Raw genomic sequence first — 17,820 nt, forward strand, 5'->3', positions numbered from 1 at the left:
GGGTCTTCTCTGTCACGCTCCAGCCCGCTGACCGACTGGAAGAACAACGACCTTTGCGCCATCAGGAACGCGTCCGTAGAGATCGATGACGTCCTGGTTCATCATGCGAATACAGCCTGACGACATAGCTTTGCCGATCGACTGCGGCTCGGTCGTCCCATGGATCCGATAGAGCGTATCCTTGCCGCCTTCGAACAGGTAGAGGGCGCGGGCGCCGAGAGGATTTCGGGCGCCGCCATCCATGCCATTCGCCCATTTCTGATATTTGTCCGGCTCGCGTGCAATCATGTCCTGGGTCGGCGTCCATCGCGGCCATTGCCGTTTGTAAGCCACATTGGCGGTTCCGGACCAGGCCATTCCTTCACGACCAACGCCGACGCCGTACCGCAATGCCTTGCCGCCAGACTGAACGAGATAGAGATAGCGATTTTGTGGATCGACGACGATCGTTCCCGGCGACTGCCCGGTAGGATCGTCTACCAGTTGGCGCCTGTATTGTGCCTTTATCTGCGAAGAGGGAATGGCTGCGACCGGGAACGGCTCGTCCGCCAGCGCCGCATATCGGTTGCGATCAGGCTGAATCGGGGCCGCAGTCGGAGTGACTGCAGCAGTTTCCGCAGTTGTTGCGCAAGCGGCCAAAAGGGTTGGAATCGCGATTACAATGCAGAGCAGTTTGATCCCGGACTTCGTGCTCATTCCGCGATCCCTTGGCCTGCAGCCTGGCGGCGGCGTGCTTCTGCCAAAGCCTGTTTGAACCCGTCATAATCGAGTGTTGACGTGCGAAACGGCCCGATCAGGTAAGTCGGCGTACCTTGCATTCCGAGGGCTTCTGCTTGATCCATATTGCGCTTCAGGATCGCTGCAATGTCATTGCCGTGGGTTTTCAGGTCGGCATTCAGGCGGTTCATATCGACACCAGATCGCTTCACGGCGTCCAGCATTTCGCCTTCGGGGATCTGCTTTCCCGGAATGGTCATCAGAGCATCATGCACCAGTTCGTATTTACCCTGATATTTGGCGGCCAGCGCCAGTTTGGCACCGTAAACGGATGCCTTGGTCAGGATAGGCCAGTCCTTGTAAACGAGCCTCACCTTGCCGTCTTCGGCAACGATCCGCTTGAGGTCGGGGGCGGATGCCTTGCAAAAGGGGCAGTTGTAATCGGTGAAAGCGACAATGGTGACATCACCCTTCGGGTTTCCGCTTTCCGGCGTGTCGGGATCGTGGAGTACCATCTTCACGTCGATAGTCTGCGCCATCACCGGCGTTGAAAAAAGCGGACTGAGCAACGTCATCGATGATGTTGCAGCCATCAGTCCGAGCAAGCTTCTTCGGTTCATGAAGTGTCTCCGGTCAGGTGTCGTTCAAGCGCCGGCATTCGCCAGACGTTTCGAAATTTCTTCTGGGGTGATCGGCCCGACGAGCCTCGAGCCGGGCTGCTCGGCGCCATTGCCGTCTACGATGAACATCGTTGGCGGACCGACGATACCAAAGCGTGTCATCAGCGTGCGTTCCGGATTGCCCTGATCCGTGACGTCAGCGACAATCATCGGGATATCAGCCATGAGCTTGCGGATGCCTGGGCTGGCAAAGACCACTTCGTTGGACTTGCAGACAGTGCACCAATCGGCAGTGAACGACACGAGGATCGGTTTTCCCGTCTGACCAAGAAGTGCCACCGCGCGATCGAACGCATCCGATGATGTGATGCGATGGTCCGGGTTCGATGCCGGCAGTTCCACGGATGGCGATGACCCCAGAAAAGCAAGAGGCCTCAACGGATCGGTTCCGCCTCCGGCGAACCCGACAATGAGGATCGCGCCATAGAATGCGGCGACAAGGCCGACCATTTTTTTCAAACGGCTGGTCAAAGGGTTGGCGGAATCCATTCTATCAAAAGCGCCGACAAACACTCCGAGCCCTATGGCAACTATGCCCCATAGGGCGATCGAAGCAGTCTCCGACACCAGGCGCGTCACGAGCATTACCGCGACGCCGAGGAACACGAACCCGAAAGCGCTTCTGACCTGTTCGAGCCAGACACCGGACTTGGGAAGGAAGCGCGGGCCAAACGTCCCGAACGCAATCAGAGGCAAGCCCATCCCAAGCCCCAGGAAGAAAAGAGCGACGGCCCCTTTCCATGCGTCGCCGCTCTGCATGCTGTAGAGAACAGCCGCTGCAAGCGGAGGCGTCACACAGGGGCTGACAATCAGGGCCGAGCCAAACCCCAGCGCCGCCGCGCCGACGACCGAACCTCCTGAACGCTGCCCCTGGAGCTTTGCTGCCAGAGCAGACGGCAATGCGAGATTGAAGACCCCGAACATCGAGAGTGCCAGGATCGCGAACAAGGCGGCAGATATGGCGAGCGCCCATGGTGTCTGGAGTATAGCCTGAAGGTTTGCCCCGGACATCCCGGCAACCAAGCCGACAAGCCCGTAGGCGGCTGCCATTGCTGCAACATAAGCCGCTGACAAGATGAAGCCGCGCGCTGCAGAAAGGCGCGCTCCTGTGCCCGCAAGCATGGCGGAGAGAATGGGGATCATCGGAAAGACACAAGGCGTGAAGGCCAGAAGCATGCCCAAGCTGAGGAACGTTGCTGCCATTGTCAGCGCGCTGCCATTGAGGGCAGAAGCGGCTTCGTTGTCGGTTGAAGCCGCCGTCGACACGACCGCTGCGTCTTCGCTGGCCGTGGGCGGCATGGGAGTGACGGACAAGGTTGCAAGATCAATGCTTTTGGAGATGGGAGGATAGCAGATGCCGGCTTGCGCGCATCCCCGATAGGTGACCGTGAGGGTTCCGGTAAAAGGCGCTTTGACAACCACATCAAGGCTTTTGTGATAGACCTCCACGGTCCCAAAGTTCGGATCGTCCTTTCGATCACCCGCCGGGGTCTGCAAAGGAAGTGGCTTGTCGTCTAGCTTTGCTTCGATGCTGTCACGATAAAGATAGTTGCCGTCGCTGATCGCCCAGTGAAGCTTCAGGGCTTCTCCTGCCTCACGAACAACAGTGATCCTGAAAACCTCGTCGGCATCTGGCGGTTCCTCACCGAATATCGACTGACCGAGAGCCGACACAGGCAGCAGTATGATGATGACAAGATACTGCAACTGGCGCAGAAAAGACCGCATTGCGTAGAGGCTCCTGATTCAATTCATAAGGGCCAATCTCGACGCCCACCTTAAGGCAGGCTTAAGGTGGGCGTTGCACTGAACCACATGGCGAAAACGGCGGGCGGTAAAAAATGCGGATCTTGATCGTTGAAGACGACCCGATCCTGTCGGATGGATTGATCGCCGGCCTTGGCCTTTGCGGCTGGGCGGTGGACGACGTATCGACCTGCAGTGACGCCGAGGCCGCACTTGCCACCGCTGTCTTCGATGCCGTGGTTCTTGATGTCATGCTGCCGGACGGTTCCGGGATCGAACTGCTTGAAAGGCTTCGTGGCAAAGGACTTCAGACGCCCGTCATTCTGCTGACGGCGCTTGACGAAACCCATGACCGTATCAGAGGGTTGGATTCCGGGGCAGACGATTACCTGGGCAAACCTTTTGACCTGGATGAACTGAGCGCGCGCCTGCGGGCGCTCGCCAGGCGCCGCAATGGCAATGCCAGCGCTTCTTACCACGCCGGAGGCATCAGCGCGGACCCGAAGACAGCTACGGTCACGTCCAATGGACGAACCATTTCTCTGTCTCGACGCGAGCTCAGCATTCTGATTGCCCTTATGGAAAGGCCAGGTGTGATCCGCTCCCGCGGTGAACTGGAAGATCGCCTTTACGGTTGGCAGGAGGAGATCGAAAGCAACGCCGTTGAAGTCCATGTCCATCATTTGAGGAACAAGCTGGGGCGTGACATCATCGAGACGGTTCGCGGCCTTGGCTATCGATTGAAAGAGACGGGATGAGATCACTGCGCGGCAGACTGTTCTTACTGCTCATCGGAGCGACGGGCGTCATATGGATTTGTGCTGTCGCATGGATCGGACTTGGCAGCCGGTCAGAGCTGGAGCATGTCCTCGACACCCGGCTTCAGGAGGCTGCACGCATGGTTCATTCCATGGTTGAAAGCGGTAACGTCAAGGCCACCCCTACCCTACCCACCCTGGAACCCGATGCCTACGAGCGGCAGCTCTCCTGCCAAATCTGGTCGCTCGACGGTCATCTCGTGGCGCGCTCCAGTGGCGCGCCGGATCAAAGCCTCGCGGAAGATCAGGAAGGCTATGCTGACCGGACTTTGCAGGGAGAAGTCTGGCGCGTCTACACGATTGTCGATCACATCAAGGGTGTACGGGTTGCCGTCGGCGATCGCATAGGTTTGCGCGATCGCTTGGTGCGCGACATTCTTGCTGGTCTGATAGCACCCGCTTTGCTGATCGCCCCGATTCTCGGGCTTCTGATCTGGCTGGCGCTGACACGTGGGCTGGCCCCTCTGAAGACGGTAACCACCGAGATTGCCGGGCGCGATGGCGAAGATATGCGCCCGATTTCCCCTCACGATGCACCGGAAGAAATCCGGCCCCTGACGACGGCGCTGAATGCGCTCTTCTCGAAGGTCGAAGCCGCTCGACGACATGAACGGGAGATCACCGCCTTCGCAGCCCATGAATTGCGCACCCCCCTGGCGGGCCTGAAGACACAGGCCCAGGTGGCCCTGGCGACGCCCGACGGCCCCGGTCGGGAGCGGGCGCTTCGCCATATTGTCACCTCGGTCGACCGCACCAGCCGGATCGTTCGTCAACTCCTCGCCTTGGCCACGCTTGAAGCCGCGCCACCGGCATCCACAGTGGCCAGGTTCAATGTCGGTGAGGTGCTCCAGGACATTGTCGGGTCAACTCCAAAACCAGACCTCGTTTGCGTTGTAATCGATGAGACGATCGCTCATCTGACGATCCGAGGTGACCCTGATGACCTGAAACTTGTCCTGCGCAACCTTCATGAAAACGCCATCGAGCATATGCCTGAAGGGGGACGAATTACCTGGAATGCGATGCCCGGCGGCCATGGCATCGTTGTTGCAGATCAGGGATCTGGCGTCGACGAAGATGACTTGCCACGCATCACGGAGAGGTTTTTCCGGGGACGAAATAAGAGCACTTCCGGCACAGGCCTCGGGCTCACGATCGCGGCAATGGCAGCCCAGAGACTGGGTGCCGCCATCACGTTCCAGAACCAGCCGGACGGCTCAGGTCTGATCGCGGAGCTACGGTGGCGGGCAGAGATCTCCTGAAACCATACGCCCACCCAGCCGGTCGAAGATCAGCCAGTCTTTTCGAGACGCGCCCAGTGCGCCATTTCGTCTGGAAAGCTCGCGTCGGCACGCCGGGTTGATGGAAGCGCAGTCACTTTCGACGGGATGGGCTAGACGACGACTGTGGAGAGTGTTCCACAGAACATCTGCATGAGCATTGTCATAACGACGGCGACGCAATCATCGGCGATGGAATAGTAAATCTGCGGGGATTCACGGCGGGTCTGAACGACGCCGGCCTGCCGCAGTTCCGACAGTTGCTGCGAAAGCGCTGGCTGCTTGAAGCCGAGATCTTCCTGGATTTCTCCGACCGACCGCTCTTGCTGCGCGATGTGGCAAGAAGCATGAGACGGGCACTGTAACGTTAACCGAGAAACGATGAAAATGTAGGATCTGGCGGCATGACCAGATCTGCACGTGATCCTCTCTATCGTCGCCACCGTTTTCCAGCGGAAGCGATTGCCCATGCCGTATGGCTCTATTTCCGGTTTCCGCTCAGCCTACGCATGGTCGAGGATATTCTGGCAACTCGAGGTATCATCGTCTCTCACCAGACCGTGAGACTGTGGGCGGAGAAATTCGGCAGGCAGTTCGCCAATGATATTCGGAGGCGATCAGCCGGTAGGCTTGGTGACAAATGGTACCTCGACGAGGTCGTCATCACCATTGGCGGGAAGAAACACTGGTTGTGGCGCGCCGTCGATCATCATGGCTTCGTCCTCGACATTCTGCTCAAAAGCCGCCGCGATGCCTGGGCTGCCAAGCGGTTGATGCGCAAGCTTCTGAAAGCGTTCAAGTCAACCCGACAACTTCAGCGCTTCGTTCCAATCCACGACCCGATCGCCAACCTCTTCCAAATTCCCCGCCACGACATCCCATCTCACCATTATCGCGAGCTGCGAAGGGCCGCGATGAAGATGTGGAGCGAGATCACCCATCTTCAAGTAGCCTGATCGCAGACCTCGTGCCTTACCTTGACCCGAGGCCGATAAGTTTACAGTGCCATGCTGTGCTCGTATCAGTCACCAGGTCCAATACCTCGCGCCATTGATAAGCACGGCAAACCCTTGATTTCATGCTGTCTGAGCATCGCAACGAGGCTGCCGCTACCGATTTTTTCGCCCACACCATCGAGAACAATGGCTGGCCGGACAAAGTCGTGATCGACAAGAGCGGGGCGAATTTGGCAGCAATGCAGAACATTAACCTCCTGCTGCTGTTGCGCGGTTGGTTCTGGCTGATTGAGATTTGCCAAGACAAACATCTCAACAACATGATTGAGCAAGATCATCGTTTCATCAAGAAGCTGACTCGGCTCATGAAGGGGCTTCAAACCTTTTGGTCCGCATCAGCTACACTGGACGGCATCGAAGTCGCCCATATGATCCGCAAACAGCAGTTTTCCACCAGTGGCCAATCGGCATTCAAACAGTTCTCCGCACTCGCCGCATAACTGTGTCCTGGGATAGCCCTCTTTGCGACCATGCCAAAAGTTTGCGACAAAACCCAAGATCCTCTACGAACTCTGGGCCGGTTCCACCGAAGATTTCAATGTGCTGCGTGATGGATGGTTCGAACGTCAGAACCATCATCTGGCGATGGGCGGTATCGATCTTCGTGTCGATGCCCCCTGCGATCGGTCTCGTAAGCCCCTAATTTATTAAGATGAAATGGAGATCGTATGGGATCACGATCGACACCGACGTTGACGCCGCTCTCGTTGTAATTTTGCATTTAAAATCAGCTACTTACTGCATTTTCGAATGAGATCTACCTTTGGTGCTGTTTCAGGGGGTGAATCCGTGAACGTGCAACGGACGCATTGAACTGCCCCCCATTTCGACCGGACAGTCGGCATAAGCAGAAAGGCTCAAGCACAGGCTTGAGGACAGGCTTATGTCTAACGAGTATCGACACGTTGAATTGCTGACGGGTGATGTTCGCCGCAGGCGGTGGACAACCGAGCAGAAGCTGACAATCATTGAGCAGAGTTTCGAACCAGGCGAGACGGTATCGTCCACCGCTCGCCGCATGGCGTTGCGCCCAATCTGCTTTACCGGTGGCGCAGGCTGTTGAGCGAGGAGGTGCTGCAGCCGTGGATTCAGACGAGCCGGTTGTCGGCAATTCGGAAGTGAAGAAGCTGGAGGATCGCGTTCGCGAGCTGGAGCGCATGCTCGGCCGCAAGACGATGGAGGTCGAAATCCTCCGCGAAGCCCTTTCCAAAGCGGACTCAAAAAAACGGATATCGCGGCCGATCTTGTTGCCGAAGGACGGTTCCCGATGAAGACCGTCGCCGACACGCTGGGCGTTTCCCGTTCCAACCTCGTCGAGCGGCTGAAAGGCAGATCGAAGCCGCGCGGCTCCTATCACAAGGCCGAGGATACAGAGCTTTTGCCCATCATCCGCAGGCTGGTAGATCAAAGGCCAACCTATGGCTATCGGCGGATCGCCGCGCTCCTCAATCGCGAGAGGCGAGCCGCCGATAAGCCTGTCGTCAACGCCAAGCGGGTTCATCGCATCATGGGCAACCACGCCATGCTGCTGGAGAAACATACGGCCGTTCGCAAAGGCCGCATCCATGATGGCAAGGTCATGGTCATGCGCTCGAACCTGCGCTGGTGCTCCGACGGTCTGGAGTTCACCTGCTGGAATGGCGAGGTCATCCGTCTCGCCTTCATCATCGACGCCTTCGACCGGGAGATCATCGCTTGGACGGCGGTCGCCAACGCGGGCATCTCCGGCTCTGACGTGCGCGACATGATGCTGGAGGCGGTCGAGAAGCGGTTCGCAGCAACGAGAGCCCCGCACGCAATCGAGCATCTCTCGGACAAGGGCTCGGCTTACACCGCGAGGGACACGAGGCTATTTGCCCAGGCGCTCAATCTGACGCCTTGCTTCACGCCGGTGGCCAGTCCGCAGTGGAACGGCATGTCGGAAGCCTTCGTCAAAACCCTGAAGCGGGACTATATCCGCATCGCAGCACTACCGGACGCCGAAACAGCGCTCCGGCTCATCCACGGATGGATCGAGGACTATAACGAAATCCATCCCCATTCCGCGCTCAAGATGGATTCCCCTCGGCAGTTCATCAGGGCTAAATCAACCTAGCCGACCTGTCCGGTGAAACGGGGTGCACTCCACGCATATTAATTTCAACGGACTGCAGGTGCTGCCGTTTGATCACCCCGACCACTCTTCAAAATCAGAATTTGACAAAACAAAAGAGTAAACCTGAATATGAAAAATTAGAGGTATAAAATTATATGTACTTCTTAGGTTGTTTTTTACGATTATAAATTGAAAATAACTTCCAATAAGAGCGATTCGATAGCGTGTGCAATTTTTTGATTTGGAGTGACGAATGCCCAGAAGCAGCCTATTCTACGTGCTCAGTAGCTTACTGATTTTTGCGCCACAGTCAGTATTTGCACAGACAGCGACGTCTCCTTTCACCGTGCAGATGACGATAACTGCGGACTGTCAAATCACTTCGGCTGGCAATCTGAGCTTTGGCAGCGCCGGGCTAATCAGCAGTAACCGTGATGCGACCAGCACCCTCACCGTGCAATGTACAAATGGCACCGCGTATAATCTCGGGCTAAATGAAGGTGCAGGGACGGGAGCAACTGTAACAAGCCGACTGATGACGGGCCCAGCTTCAGCAACCATCGGTTATGCACTCTATAGAGATACGGCCCGCAGCACGGTCTGGGGCAATACCGTGGGCACCAACACCGTCAGTGCAAGCGGCACCGGCTCAACCCAGACCTATACGGTATATGGGCGTGTGGCATCTCAAACAACACCCGCTGCGGGTGCTTACACGGATACGGTCACCGTCACAGTCACATATTAAGGAAAGGATACGCTGTGCGTATTCGCATTTTTGTCACCCTATTGGCGACGGCTCTCGGATTCTGCAATGAAGGCATGGCCGCTTCTCTGCGCGTTACGCCCGTGATTATCGAACTTCCTGCTCCGATGGCCACATCAAGCCTCAGGCTCTGGAATGAAGCGAGCAAACCGATCAACGTTCAGGTGCGCATTTTTCGCTGGGTACAAAAAGATGGTACGGATGCCCTTCTGCCGGCTGAAGGTGTGGTCATCAGCCCTCCCATTGCAGCTTTGGCACCCAACGGGCAAAATCTTGTGCGCATCGTGCGTACCTCAAAGCAACCTGTTATCGGCGAAGAAAGCTATCGCCTCCTTGTCGATGAATTGCCGCCACCGAACCGGCAGGCGGCAACGGTCGCCATGGTGGTACGCCATTCAATTCCACTGTTTTTTCATGGCCAACAAGCTACGCCAGCATCCGTAACCTGGTCTGTGAATACCGCACCGGGTGGTTATCGAATCACTGCAATCAACAAGGGACATAAACGCATGAAGGTCTTCAATCTGACCATGACGGGCGACGGTAAACAGATCGCCCGGCGGGACGGGTTGCTCGGCTATGTGCTTGGTGGCTCAACAGCAAGCTGGATCTTACCTTCCTCTCAAGGGGCAAAGAGCAGCATCATGATTTATGGCGAGAGCGAGGCCGGGAAGTTCAATGCCAAGGCCGAATTCAAACCGGGGTAGCGTCCACCTAATCGTTATGATTGGCCTTCTGATCTATGCTGGCGGCAATAATCAGACTTTTGCGCTTGCACAACAGTCTTCGACAGACAACCAGGCTGGTCATGAAACGGACTATGACCTTCAGCTGGAGGTCATCATGAACGGTACTCCAAGCGGTTGGATTGCCGCTTTTTACCAGAGGCCAGATGGAATGCTGGCGATTGATCCCGAGCAATTGCGCAATATCGGCCTTATACCTCAAAAAGAAGCTATTCTCGCGGACGGCAAAGTGGATATCGCCCGCCTTCGGGATGTTTCTTTTCAATATGACAAAGAAGAACAGACTATCTCGTTTAGGGCCAAACAACACGCATTGGCCCCACGAAAGCTGGATGGCGGCGGGCGTAAGACCAAACAGAACAATGAGCGTAAACCTGAAAGTCATTTAGGCGCGCTGGTTAATTACACTCTCTATAGCTCTTATGACACGACAAAGTTCGGTTCGCCGTGGATATTCAACGGCATATCGGGATCATTTGAAAATCGTGTCTTTGGTCCGCTCGGAACACTCACATCCTCGCAACTCGTGACGTTCTCGCCGAATGATCAATATTCTACAACGCGCCTTGACACGACATGGTCGTATTGGGATCCGGATAGAATTATCTCCTATCACATGGGCGACGTTATAACTGGTGGACTCTCATGGACGCGGCCAGTGCGATTGGGCGGCCTGCAAATCCAGCGAAACTTCAGTTTACGGCCAGATCTCGTTACCATGCCGCTACCGGAATTATCAGGCAGTGCAGCGGTCCCGTCGACGGTGGATGTCTACATCAATAACACCAAACGGGTGAGCGAAAACATTCCAGCTGGTCCTTTTCAGATTTCTGACGTTCCAGTGGTGACGGGTGATGCGACTGCAAGGATGGTTGTACGCGACGCGCTGGGTCGCGAGACCGTTACTGAGACGCCGCTTTATGCATCGGCTTCTCTCTTGGCCACCGGAATGATTGACTACTCCGTCGAGGTAGGGTTCGCCCGTCGCTCATATGGCACGGAATCATTTTCCTATGACGCACTTTTGGTCGGCTCCGGAACGCTGCGTTATGGTGTAACCGATCGTGTAACGTTCGAAGGCCACGTCGAAGGGGGTGAGACATTCGTAAATGGTGGAATGGCCTTGGTGGCAGGCCTTGGACAGTACGGCGTTGGTACATTTGCAGGGGCGTGGAGTGGCCACCAACGCGGCGGCGGCTATCTTTCGTCTGCCAGCGTGGAGACCACGATATGGGGGGTAAACCTGCGCGCCAGCACCCAGCGAACCTTCGGCAATTATCAGGACATTGCTTCGATATCTTCTGAAAAAACCATAAAATACCAGGGTACGGCGGCTGCAAGCTCAGGGCCGGCAAAAGCTCTCGATCAAGTCACCGTATCTGTTCCGCTCGACTACCAGTCGACCAATCTCAATTTTACCTTCACCAATGTTGAAACGACAAAAAATGATCGGTCGCGGATCTTCAGTGTTAGCGCAAACAGGCCCGTCGGCGAAAAAGGAAATCTATTCGTCAATGTCTATGCAGATATTGAGGATAGTAAGTCCTTTGGCATATATGCCGGGTTAAGCTGGTCTTTTGGAAATAACACGACCGCCTCCACAGCCATGGTAAGCGATGCCGATGGCACTAGTGTCGTTTCGGAAATCTTCACACGAAAACAAAACAAAAACAGCACTATCGACTGGCGTTTTCGCGATTCCGAAGGACACCAAACCTCCCGGGCGGTGGCAGCCACCTATTCTGACGCCACAACAAGGAGCAGCGCTCGCATCGAACAGTCGGGTAATTCGCTTTCCGTCAATGGCGAAGCCGAAGGGGCGCTGGTTTTCATCGGTGGGGAGGCTTTTGCAACTCGCCAGATCGACGATGCATTTGCCGTCATAGACACCGGCAATCCGGGAGTTGAAGTGGAATTCGAAAATCGACCGATTGGCAAGACGGGCCGTCGAGGAACGCTGCTAATTCCCGATCTGCGCGCCTATGAAGGCAATACCATTCGCATCAACCCTGAAAGCCTCCCGATCCACGCTTCCATTGGTAAAACATCTGAAAAGATCGTTCCACATAAACACAGCGGCGTCCGGGTGGATTTTGGTGTCAAAACAGACGTTCATTCGGTCGTGGTTATCTTGAAACGCAAGGATGGAAACTACGTCGAAGCTGGTTCAGTCGTTAGCCTGGAAGACGGCTCCGACAACTATATCGTGGGATATGACGGTCAGGCCTATCTGACGGATGTCAGTGGCCGCGCTCGCCTTGTTGTGTCTCAAACTGGATTTCCGTCCTGCCGAGTCGAGGTGGATTTTGGGCAACGAAGTGCAGGTCGCACTGAGTTTGGGTCCCTAGTATGTGAGGATATTCAATGATCAAGTCTCTTGCCCAGACCATTTCTTTTTTAGTCGGGATCATTGCGTTTGCCCTGCCAGCATTTAGCCAGACGTGCACGGCTTCAATTTCAAATCTGAATTTCGGTACCGTAAATCTTTTGAGTGGTGGCGTTTATGACAGTACCGCGACCCTCAGCATGAGTTGTACAAACACTTTAAATCTGAGCCTCGCCGCAAGAGCCTGTGTCAGTTTAGGAGGTGGCAGTGGCGGTACTTCGGGGAGTGCTCGGACAATGGCGAGCGGGGCGCGGTTGCTGAACTATCAGCTTTATCAGGATTCTGCCCGCTCCGTTCCGTGGGGGGCAGCCTCCGCTTCTGGCTTGGGAACGACTTGGTCGCATGACTTTCTTTTGCTTCCTCTGACCACGTACACAACAAGCAGAACCATCTACGGAAGAATACTGGCCAATCAAAGCACGACACTGGCCGGAACATACATCTCGGCTTTTTCTGGCACCCAAGCCACACTGAATTGGACAGCCTATGATCTCACTGCACCAACCTGCAACACGATCACACAAAATCCGGTCCACCCCAGTTTCACTGTTCAAGCGCTTGTTGACAGGACCTGTAGTGTCACGACCGAGAACATTAATTTCGGAGGCCGTGGGCTACTGAAAACCCAGGTTGATGCTGCCGGCAGACTTTTTGTCAGCTGTACATCAGGCTTACCGTTCACCGTGGGTTTGAATGGCGGTCTTACCAATGCTTTGCCAACACAGCGAAAGATGAGTTATAACGGGCAATCGATCACATATGGCCTTTATAGCGATACATCTCGACAAAGTCCTTGGGGCAATACGGCTGGCGCTATTTTGAGTGGAGTTGGAAACGGCCTGTCGCAGATTTTAAACGTCTATGGCCGTGTCCCGCCGCAAACCACGCCCTCACCCGGGATCTATACCGATACTGTTGTGGTGACAGTGACGTTCTGAGTTGCTTCCACTGGGAGCTCACCCGTGGTGTGAAACCCTCGGGTTGAACCACGAGACGCGAAAAACTGATACGGCTTATCGGTGGGTCGTGAGGTGGTTCGGCGGCATCGAAAAAGCCGCAGAGCTAACTTTACACGGTCGAACAAAACATAAGGCGGCATTTCGGAAAAACGTTATCATGAGCCGTATGCAACTAGATTATTGTATGATGCGATATTTTTATAGTGAAAATATTTATTCTACAATTTGAAGTTGTTTTTGGAGTTATATTGATGAGACAATCCAAAATATCTAAAATTTAATATAAAAAACAATTTTCGCGCCTGGGTAGAATAAAAAATCTCATAATATTTCTTCAATATTGAAATATTATGCTTCATGAGGCGATGACTGTCATTATATTATTATGAATTTTTTAAGGCATATACGATACAAATGTAAATCGAGCGTCGAGTTGCAATCAAGGACGACAGGTCCACAAGATTGTGTTTATCCCGGCATGATGCTGGATTGTCGCCAATTTAATCATGTTTTGAGATAGCAACGGCTCGCCTCTTGAAAGAATTCATCTCTTCAAGTTCGCGAATTAGGGAACTGGACGATGAAAATTCTGGATAATATACGGATCGTAGCAAAAATTGGTCTGACCTTTGCAATCCTTCTTGCTGTCAGCCTTGTTGTAAATATTGTTAGCTGGCGTTCGCTCACAAATCAGGAGCAATCGTCGGGTTGGACCGTGCATACCTATCAAGTTTTGCAGAAAATGGATGCAATCGTCGCAGCCATGGTCAATCAGGAAACCGGTGTTCGCGCCTATCTTCTGTCGGAAGCCGATGAGAAATTTCTCGATCCACAGAAGGCTGGTTTGAAGGGCTATGCCGATGCTTATGCAGCTGTTCGCAGCCTGACATCCGACAATCAGGTCCAGCAGAAGCGTCTCGCTGATCTTGATGCGATCGTTCAGGATTGGCAGACGAAAGTCGTTGCCAAGGAAATTTCCCTTGCGAAAGACCCGGCCACCCGGGATCAGGGCCGCCAGCTGGAAATCTCCGGCGCGGGCAAGACCTATATGGATGGCATTCGCGCCAAGGCCAAGGAAATTGCCGACGAGGAAAACGCACTTCTGACCGTGCGCCAGAAAGTTGCCGCGGAAGCCGCCTATGATGCGCGCCGCAATATCCTGATCGGCAGCGGGTTGCTTGTCGTACTGATCGGTTTCTCGCTTCTGCTTCTCAACAAGGGCATGATTGCGCCGCTGACCCGGATCACGGCGTCGATGCGAGCATTGGCGACCGGCGAAACGGCCATCGACATCCCCGGCATTGGCCGCCGCGACGAAGTCGGTCATATGGCTGATGCGGTTGAAGTGTTCCGCAAGAATGCCATTGCCAATCGCCAGCTGGAAGAGCAGGCCGCGGCCAATCGCCAGGAAACGGCGCAGACCCAGGCTGCCCATCAACAGCGCGCAGAACAGGAAGCGGCCAATCTACGATTTGCAACGCAGACCCTTGGCGAGGGCTTGAAGCGCCTGGCGCAGGGCGACGTATCCTTCCAGCTCAACGATGCTTTTGCGGCTGAATATGAATCGCTGCGCCAGGATTTCAACGCCTCGCTTGAGCAGCTTGGAACGACACTCGGCTCCGTCCTCCAGACCGTTGAAGGCATGGAAAACGGCACCCGTGAAATTGCCGATGGCACCAATGATCTGTCCAAGCGGACCGAGCAGCAGGCCGCGGCCCTGGAAGAAACAGCGGCGGCCCTCGACCAGATCACCGTCAATGTGACCAATTCCTCGCAGCGCACGGAAGAAGCCCGCTCTGTGGCGATTACAGCCAACCAGAACGCCGTGCGGTCGTCGGAAGTCGTCAATCAGGCCGAAAACGCCATGAAGCGGATCGAGGAAAGCTCGCAGCAGATTTCCAACATCATCGGCGTGATCGATGAAATCGCCTTCCAGACCAATCTTCTGGCACTGAATGCCGGTGTCGAAGCAGCGCGCGCCGGTGAAGCCGGTAAGGGCTTTGCGGTGGTTGCCCAGGAAGTGCGTGAATTGGCGCAACGGTCTGCCCAGGCTGCCAAGGAAATCAAGGGTCTGATCCAGAACTCCTCTTCGGAAGTCGATAGCGGCGTTAAGCTGGTGCGGGAAACCGGTGTTGCCCTGAAATCGATCGGCGATCATGTGGTCCAGATCAACCAGCTGATGGAAGCAATCGCTACATCGGCACGGGAACAGTCCACCGGTCTTGCCGAAGTCAATTCGGCGGTCAACCAGATGGACCAGACGACGCAGCAAAATGCCGCCATGGTCGAGCAATCGACCGCTGCCGCTGCCGCTCTTGCCTCCAAGATCGGCAAGGCCTTCGGTGGAGGTGCATCGTCCGCCGCCGTGAAACAGGAATGGGCGGAATTCTGATCGAACTGTCCACCATCATCGGTGGGTGTACGTCAACAAAACCCCGCTTGCTTCATAGCCAGCGGGGTTTTGGTATGTCCACCTTTGAACCAACCTCGAAGGTTGGCCCTATTCGATCTCCATTTAATTTGAGCAAATCAATATTTTAAGCGACTGATTATAGGGATCAACCTAATGGTTCGACTCATATTTGGTGACGGTTTCTTTTATATTGCGCTGATCAATCGTGTCCGAAGAAGATCCGGTTTAGCACGCCCATACATTTGTCTTTTAATGAGCTTCAACCTGTTGATGTGTCCTTCGATATGGCCATTCGAGCAGGGTTCTGTGATTGCTGCAGACACTGCTGCCTTGTCTTTTCCGAGCCCGTTGGCAAAGGGAGCGAACAAGTTTTTTAGTACGTCGGCTAACCATGGGTCGAATTCTGTCCTGGCCTTCCTTCGGATCATTGCCCGGAAACAATCAATCAGATTGCGGGCTTCGACCAAGGCAGGAACACCAACTTCTATGGCCGCGATGGTAATTGTGTCGGCTTTGCTCAGTTGATCGCGAGCAGTTGTCATCAATCAGCGGTCGTTCTGGCGGGCGGCACTTTTTGAAGTTGCTGATCGTAGCCCGCTCGGCTCTCCGTCGCCTTGCCGCCCACTCTCCAACTACTCGAAAACAACCAAGAAAGCCTCTGCATTTGAATTGCCGCCAGAGTTCAGTACCGTTATGCTGCCCAGACATCTAAAGTTGATCTAGGTGTTTGGTCCCAACATGTCATGGCTTGGGTTTCGAATGAAGATTTCCGGCTTTTTCTTGCTGAGTTGGCGGATGGCTTCGTAGGGTGTTTTGAATCGTAACGCTTTGAGCTGTTTGGCGTAGTTGTAGGCGAGTAGCCAGTCCCGGATATGTCGCCGCAGGTCAGTGATCGAGGCGTAATGGAATGACTTAACAGTCGCGTCCTTGACCGTTCTGACCATGCGTTCAGCCTGCCCATTGGTCCATGGATGATAGGGCTTGGTCTGACGGTGCTCGATATCATTTGCTGCGCATACCGCGCCGAAGATGTGATCGACGAACCCACGTTCTGTCCGTCTGTCATGCTGCACGAATTGGACGCCGTTATCCGTGAGCACTGTGTGGATTTTGTAGGGTACCGTTTTAACCACGGCCTTGAGGAAGCCGGCTGCGACAAGCTTTGTCGCCTTGCGATAGGTCCTGGCGACGACGATCTTCGAAATCCGATCGACTGCGACAAAGAGGAAGGCCTTGCTGCCCTCATATCGCAACTCTCAATATCGATATGGAAATAGCCGATTTCGTAGGATTTGAAGCGCTTAGGCTTTTCACGATCCGACTTTGGCAAGCGGGAGATACCGTGGCGCTGCAAGCAGCGATGAAGGCTTGAACGGGACAGATGCGGGATCACACCGACAACAAAAAAAGCCGCGGCGAAATCGCACCCGACCTTCCTCATCTTCGTCCATTCGTCAGGTCAGGACATCCGTGGAGAGGTTGTCCTGACGTCGCTCGCACGACAGCGAGTAGCCGCTTCATCTCGAATGCGAGCTACTGTACCCCTGAAACTTGTTAGGCCACCTTCCGCCGTCGGTTCTGCCCTAGGCCATTTTCCTTTGCCAAACGCGAACGCGCTTCCGCGTATGCAGGAGCGACCATGGGGTAGTCGCTCGATAGATCCCATTTTTCTCGATACTGGTCAGGGGAAAGCGAATGATGGGTCATCAGATGACGCTTCAAGGACTTAAAGCCATTCCCGCATTCCAGACACGTCATCTGATCTTCCTGGAAAGACTTGCGGACCGAAACAGCTGGCTTCTGCTTCTCGACAATGACTTCAGCTACGGCAGGTATCGACGTCGACGTCAATGCTGCGTGGACATCTGCTATCAGCAAACGTAGTTCACTCACGGGGATGACATGGTTGCTGACGTAGGCTGATACGATATCGGACGTCAGTTCAACCAGCAGGCTTTCACTGTGGGTCTTCGGTAATTTGTCCATGGATATAATCTTCTTCCAATGACGCATTCAGCGGTCAGGCAAGCCAAAAAGTATTTCTGCTGTTTCCCATATAAATCCCAGGCGGGCAACCGCCTCCCGTATCCCCGGGCTTTGGCGTCTTTGAGGCCGTCACGAAATCTTTTTGATGGCGCGATTGTCACGCAGGCAAGCTTATTACGGCAGATTTTCCTATGCGATTGACTCTAACGTGC

Annotated in this window: 13 protein-coding genes and 4 pseudogenes; 10 read left to right on the forward strand and 7 right to left on the reverse strand. The window is 54.8% G+C overall.

The window, feature by feature from the left end; genetic code table 11:
• Positions 1-12: 12 nt before the first annotated feature.
• Genes G6L01_RS23975 through dsbD form a run of 3 tightly spaced genes read right to left on the reverse strand, consistent with a single transcriptional unit; the run spans position 13 to position 3,125 of the window.
• Entirely contained in the window at positions 13-696 is a 684-nt protein-coding gene (locus G6L01_RS23975) for a L,D-transpeptidase (RefSeq protein WP_070165831.1), read from the reverse strand.
• Positions 693-1,337 carry a DsbA family protein gene (locus G6L01_RS23980; protein ID WP_070165833.1) on the reverse strand — a complete coding sequence of 215 codons (645 nt, stop codon included), beginning with the start codon at positions 1,335-1,337 and terminating at the stop codon, positions 693-695. Before G6L01_RS23980 ends, G6L01_RS23975 begins: the two co-directional genes overlap by 4 nt.
• A 24-nt stretch (positions 1,338-1,361) precedes the next feature.
• A complete protein-coding gene (dsbD, locus tag G6L01_RS23985; protein ID WP_070165834.1) occupies positions 1,362-3,125 on the reverse strand; it encodes a protein-disulfide reductase DsbD in 1,764 nt (587 codons plus the stop codon).
• 113 nt (positions 3,126-3,238) lie between these two features.
• Between dsbD and G6L01_RS23990 the strand changes: the two genes are divergently transcribed.
• Complete coding sequence (locus G6L01_RS23990; RefSeq protein WP_070150107.1) at positions 3,239-3,901, forward strand: response regulator; 663 nt, start codon at positions 3,239-3,241, stop codon at positions 3,899-3,901.
• Positions 3,898-5,223 (forward strand): ATP-binding protein, encoded by a 1,326-nt coding sequence (locus G6L01_RS23995; RefSeq protein ID WP_070165836.1) that lies wholly within the window; start codon positions 3,898-3,900, stop codon positions 5,221-5,223. The genes G6L01_RS23990 and G6L01_RS23995 overlap by 4 nt, the downstream gene beginning before the upstream one ends.
• Positions 5,224-5,354: 131 nt before the next feature.
• Here the strand turns inward: G6L01_RS23995 and G6L01_RS24000 are convergent, their stop codons facing one another.
• Entirely contained in the window at positions 5,355-5,711 is a 357-nt protein-coding gene (locus G6L01_RS24000) for an ArsR/SmtB family transcription factor (RefSeq protein WP_234891849.1), read from the reverse strand.
• Between G6L01_RS24000 and G6L01_RS24005 the strand changes: the two genes are divergently transcribed.
• The 8 genes and pseudogenes from G6L01_RS24005 (at position 5,646) to G6L01_RS24040 (ending at position 15,601) form a co-directional block, all read left to right on the forward strand.
• Complete coding sequence (locus tag G6L01_RS24005) at positions 5,646-6,197, forward strand: IS6 family transposase (RefSeq protein WP_070165839.1); 552 nt, start codon at positions 5,646-5,648, stop codon at positions 6,195-6,197. The genes G6L01_RS24000 and G6L01_RS24005 overlap by 66 nt on opposite strands.
• Positions 6,198-6,284: 87 nt before the next feature.
• Positions 6,285-6,697 (forward strand): annotated as a pseudogene (locus tag G6L01_RS24010) (DDE-type integrase/transposase/recombinase); the annotation flags it as partial.
• Between the two features lie 443 nt (positions 6,698-7,140).
• A pseudogene (locus tag G6L01_RS24015) lies at positions 7,141-8,352 on the forward strand (IS3 family transposase).
• A 253-nt stretch (positions 8,353-8,605) separates the two neighbouring features.
• Positions 8,606-9,100, forward strand: a complete 495-nt coding sequence (locus tag G6L01_RS24020; protein WP_070165847.1) for a Csu type fimbrial protein — start codon at positions 8,606-8,608, stop codon at positions 9,098-9,100.
• A gap of 14 nt (positions 9,101-9,114) precedes the next feature.
• Positions 9,115-9,825 (forward strand): fimbrial biogenesis chaperone, encoded by a 711-nt coding sequence (locus G6L01_RS24025; RefSeq protein WP_337692748.1) that lies wholly within the window; start codon positions 9,115-9,117, stop codon positions 9,823-9,825.
• A gap of 136 nt (positions 9,826-9,961) precedes the next feature.
• Positions 9,962-12,232, forward strand: coding sequence for a fimbria/pilus outer membrane usher protein (locus tag G6L01_RS24030; protein WP_174089373.1), 2,271 nt, complete (start codon positions 9,962-9,964; stop codon positions 12,230-12,232).
• Positions 12,229-13,188: a Csu type fimbrial protein gene (locus G6L01_RS24035; protein ID WP_081344110.1), complete on the forward strand. Its 960-nt coding sequence runs from the start codon at positions 12,229-12,231 to the stop codon at positions 13,186-13,188. Before G6L01_RS24030 ends, G6L01_RS24035 begins: the two co-directional genes overlap by 4 nt.
• A 601-nt stretch (positions 13,189-13,789) precedes the next feature.
• The gene (locus tag G6L01_RS24040) at positions 13,790-15,601 is read left to right on the forward strand and encodes a methyl-accepting chemotaxis protein (RefSeq protein WP_156612769.1); all 1,812 of its coding nucleotides are present in this window, start codon (positions 13,790-13,792) and stop codon (positions 15,599-15,601) included.
• A 206-nt stretch (positions 15,602-15,807) separates the two neighbouring features.
• Here G6L01_RS24040 and G6L01_RS24045 read toward each other — a convergent pair.
• The 3 genes and pseudogenes from G6L01_RS24045 to G6L01_RS24055 all read right to left on the reverse strand — a co-directional run.
• Positions 15,808-16,315: pseudogene (locus tag G6L01_RS24045) on the reverse strand (transposase); the annotation flags it as partial.
• A gap of 26 nt (positions 16,316-16,341) precedes the next feature.
• Positions 16,342-17,015: pseudogene (locus G6L01_RS24050) on the reverse strand (integrase core domain-containing protein); the annotation flags it as partial.
• A 161-nt stretch (positions 17,016-17,176) separates the two neighbouring features.
• Positions 17,177-17,608, reverse strand: coding sequence for a Ros/MucR family transcriptional regulator (locus tag G6L01_RS24055; RefSeq protein ID WP_071206645.1), 432 nt, complete (start codon positions 17,606-17,608; stop codon positions 17,177-17,179).
• Positions 17,609-17,820: the final 212 nt, after the last annotated feature.

It is taken from the genome of Agrobacterium vitis, from assembly GCF_013337045.2.
Lineage (GTDB): Bacteria > Pseudomonadota > Alphaproteobacteria > Rhizobiales > Rhizobiaceae > Allorhizobium > Allorhizobium vitis_B.

Bases quoted from the DNA above. Each gene is read 5' to 3' on its own strand.
- G6L01_RS23990 (WP_070150107.1), top strand. From the start codon at position 3,239: ATGCGGATCTTGATCGTTGAAGACGACCCGATCCTGTCGGATGGATTG.
- G6L01_RS24005 (WP_070165839.1), top strand. From the start codon at position 5,646: ATGACCAGATCTGCACGTGATCCTCTCTATCGTCGCCACCGTTTTCCA.
- G6L01_RS24040 (WP_156612769.1), top strand. From the start codon at position 13,790: ATGAAAATTCTGGATAATATACGGATCGTAGCAAAAATTGGTCTGACC.
- G6L01_RS24030 (WP_174089373.1), top strand. From the start codon at position 9,962: ATGAACGGTACTCCAAGCGGTTGGATTGCCGCTTTTTACCAGAGGCCA.
- G6L01_RS24055 (WP_071206645.1), bottom strand. From the start codon at position 17,608: ATGGACAAATTACCGAAGACCCACAGTGAAAGCCTGCTGGTTGAACTG.
- G6L01_RS23980 (WP_070165833.1), bottom strand. From the start codon at position 1,337: ATGAACCGAAGAAGCTTGCTCGGACTGATGGCTGCAACATCATCGATG.
- G6L01_RS23995 (WP_070165836.1), top strand. From the start codon at position 3,898: ATGAGATCACTGCGCGGCAGACTGTTCTTACTGCTCATCGGAGCGACG.
- G6L01_RS24020 (WP_070165847.1), top strand. From the start codon at position 8,606: ATGCCCAGAAGCAGCCTATTCTACGTGCTCAGTAGCTTACTGATTTTT.
- dsbD (WP_070165834.1), bottom strand. From the start codon at position 3,125: ATGCGGTCTTTTCTGCGCCAGTTGCAGTATCTTGTCATCATCATACTG.
- G6L01_RS24000 (WP_234891849.1), bottom strand. From the start codon at position 5,711: ATGGGCAATCGCTTCCGCTGGAAAACGGTGGCGACGATAGAGAGGATC.
- G6L01_RS24035 (WP_081344110.1), top strand. From the start codon at position 12,229: ATGATCAAGTCTCTTGCCCAGACCATTTCTTTTTTAGTCGGGATCATT.
- G6L01_RS23975 (WP_070165831.1), bottom strand. From the start codon at position 696: ATGAGCACGAAGTCCGGGATCAAACTGCTCTGCATTGTAATCGCGATT.